This window comes from Streptomyces sp. MK37H, from assembly GCF_018035285.1.
In the GTDB taxonomy this organism is placed as follows: Bacteria; Actinomycetota; Actinomycetes; order Streptomycetales; family Streptomycetaceae; genus Streptomyces; species Streptomyces endocoffeicus.
In genome coordinates this window covers 1-2987 of the sequence record NZ_JAAAYH010000697.1, presented here as the reverse complement: position 1 = coordinate 2987, position 2987 = coordinate 1, and the positions used below count along the sequence as shown (strand labels likewise).

General features: G+C 68.1%; 3 protein-coding genes. 1 reads left to right on the top strand and 2 read right to left on the bottom strand.

Going from position 1 to position 2987, the window contains the following annotated elements:
- Positions 1–889 (bottom strand): pirin family protein (locus tag GWI24_RS42875; protein ID WP_210951428.1); only part of this gene is annotated, 889 nt, incomplete at its 3' end.
- 118 nt (positions 890–1007) lie between these two features.
- Here GWI24_RS42875 and GWI24_RS42870 point away from each other — a divergent pair.
- Positions 1008–1508, top strand: a complete 501-nt coding sequence (locus GWI24_RS42870) for a carboxymuconolactone decarboxylase family protein (protein ID WP_210951427.1) — start codon at positions 1008–1010, stop codon at positions 1506–1508.
- Positions 1509–1841: 333 nt separating this feature from the next.
- On the opposite strand, the gene GWI24_RS42865 is transcribed toward GWI24_RS42870, so the two are convergent.
- Positions 1842–2513, bottom strand: a complete 672-nt coding sequence (locus GWI24_RS42865; protein WP_308344276.1) for a hypothetical protein — start codon at positions 2511–2513, stop codon at positions 1842–1844.
- Positions 2514–2987: the final 474 nt, after the last annotated feature.

Genomic DNA, 2987 nt, shown 5'->3' with positions numbered 1-2987 from the left:
GGGTGCCCGCCTCCCAGTCCTCGCGGGCCTGTGCGATGTCGTCGTGCGACCGCCCGATGAAGTTCCACCACATGACGATCTCCTCCTCGAACGGAGTGCCGCCGAGCAGGATCGTCCGCGCCGGAGCGTCCGACTCGTTCACCAGCGTCAGAGCGTCGACGCCAGGGTGGGCATAGCCCAGGTCGGCCGGGTTCAGCAGGGTGTCGGCCATACGGACCTCCCCACTGTCCACCAGAAGGCCGTGCTCGAAGCGGGCGTCCACGGCGAGGCTGATCGACGCCTGCGGCTCAAGGATGATCTCGGCGCCGAGCAGTGGAGTGAACGTGTGCACGGGGGAGAGGTCTCCGGCGAGCGAACCCAGGAAGACCCTGATCTCGGCGCCGTCGACCCGCACGGGTTCGGGTGCGTAGTGCTGGAAGTCCCGTCCGGTGTTCCGGTGCGCCTCGGGCAGCGCCACCCACAGTTGGACGCCGTGGAGGACGGTGGTGTCCGCGGTGGAAACCTCCGAGTGGCTGATGCCGTACCCGCCCGTCATGAGGTTCAGCTCTCCAGGCCGGACGAAGGCATGGCTGCCGAGGCTGTCGCGGTGTTCGATCTCCCCGCTGAACAGCCAGCTCACCGTCTGCAGACCGGTGTGCGGATGCGGGGGAACGTCCATGCCGCCGGTTACCGCGACGTTGTCCGGACCGTAGTGATCGGCGAAGCACCAGGCTCCGATCAGCGTTCTCGCCCGCTGTGGCAGCGTCCGCCGCACGGACATCGCCCGCGGCCCGCCCAGGGGCACCTCCCGCGCGGGAAGCACTTCGACCCGTGGCGTCTCGGTCGGCCGCCCGCTGCGGACCAGCGCCCCGCATCCCACTTCCGCAGGCTCGGCTTCCACATTGCTCACCGAGACCACCTCCCACGTAATCTAGTTCCAGATTCAACTATCATGCCATGGGTACAGGGCGAAGCCCATCGCGAGTACAGACGAACGGGGCCGTGAGCGGCCCCGAAGGAGGCCCGGTTTGAGCAGCCACGCAACGGGACCCGCGCCCCGGAGGATCTTCATCGACAAGCAGAGTCCCAAGGCATTCCACGCGCTGACGCAGACGTCGGAAGCGGTCCGCACGGTCGCGGCCGACGCGGGACTCGACCGCACCCTCGTGGAACTGGTCAACCTCCGCGTGTCGCAGATGAACGGCTGCGCCTACTGCCTCGACACGCACACCAGGGCGGCTCTGCGCGGGGGCGAGTCGGCGCAGCGGCTGGGGGTGCTGGCCGCCTGGCGGGACACCGAAGTGTTCACCCCTTCGGAGCGCGCGGCCCTTGCGCTGGCCGAAGCGGTGACCCACCCGACCGACGCCATCGCACAGGAATCCGCCTACGCGGCTGCCCGGGAGGTACTCGCCGATGACCAGATCTCCGCGGTGATCTGGGTGGCGATCACCATCAACGCGTTCAACCGGGTATCGATCATGAGCAAGCATCCGGTGCGGGAGGCGCGAACGGTGCCATCCAGGCCATGAAGGAACCCGACCTCAACGGCCTTGAGGTCAACGGGGTCCAGGCCGTGCTGGCTCCCGAGCCCGGCGAATGCTGAGTGCGGCTGGGCCGGAGCGACACCGATCGTGATGACCGGATGGCCCGGGATCGCTGATTCGGGCCGCTCTGCCGGTCGCCGTATCGCATGAAGCCGGACACTGTGAGCCATCGGAACGCGATTCGGCCGACCGGCCCCACAGCGGTAACCGCCGTCGAAGGGCGGCCCACTGGCCCGGTCAATGATCAGCGGGGCCAGCGGGCGGCGGCCGGTTTCACCGGCAGGGTGATCCCTCGGAGAGGCCTGGAGGCCCAGAGGTCTAGAACAGGCGGTTCAGGCGGAGCGACAGGTAGCAGCCGCCGGCGCGGCCGTCGGTGTCGTCGCTCACGGTCACGGGGTGGCCCTCATAGGCCGTGTCGTAGGTGTCCTTGGGGCGGTAGTTCTTGCACTGCCCCGAGGCGTCGCCGCCGCCGTCGCCGTAGAACTGCACGTCGAGGCCGACGTCCGAGCGACCGGAGAGGGTGAAGGTGAGGTTGCACCAGCCCGCTCGGCCGTCGGTGTCCACCCGGATGCTGTCGCCGAAGGTCTTGAACGGCTTGATCGGGATCGAGTGCGTGCCCCCGTTCTGGCACTGGCCCTCGTCGCTGCCGGGCTCCGCCTCCCATGTGTAGGTGGCGGTCAGGCCCGCGAGGGAGTTCGACGGGTCGTAGATGCCGAAGGCCAGCTGGCAGCCGCCTGAGCGATTGTCGGTGTCCAGGCGGATGGCGGTGGACCAGTCGGGCGCGGTGACCCACCGCTCCGGCGGATTCGTCGGCCCGTCGCACTGGCCGTCGCCGTCGGGGTAGAAACGAACGCCCAGTTCGGGCGCGGCGTTGGCCGAGGACGGCGCGGCGCTGGCCGATGTGGCCGTCAGGCCGCTCACCATCAATAAACCGACCGCCAGCGCGGATCCCATTCGGGCCGATGTCTTGCCCGGCTTCAGCTTTCTCACGTGTGTCTCCCAGGGTGTCTTCGCTTGATGCCGAAAAGGTGCCGAACCGTTCCACGAGCGCGCATGACCATCACTGAATTCCTGGTTGGTGCGTTGGAACAGGGCAGAGCAGGGAGGAGCGGAGAGGAACAGAGGGAAACTGAGGTGGATCAGACGGGAAGGCGGAATGGACCCTCCCCAAACCACGGCGCCGCTCTGGCAGGACGCGGCGACGACGGCAGAATTATCCAGGCCACGTCAGGACGAGCGGCAAGCTGGATATCGGCCAGGTATGGCCGAATCAGAAGGCGCCTCCAGCGCGAAGGTGAATATGGGGCTTCCTGGCGGTGGAGCGATGAGCGTGCCCTATCAGATGGGGGTCTGTCCTGGGGAGGGGCCGGTCGACCCCGAGATATGGACCAAGGCCATCGGCTGACGAGTGGGGCGCGTGCCGCCCGACCGGAAGTGCTCATGGCCGAATACGGCGGGGAAGGG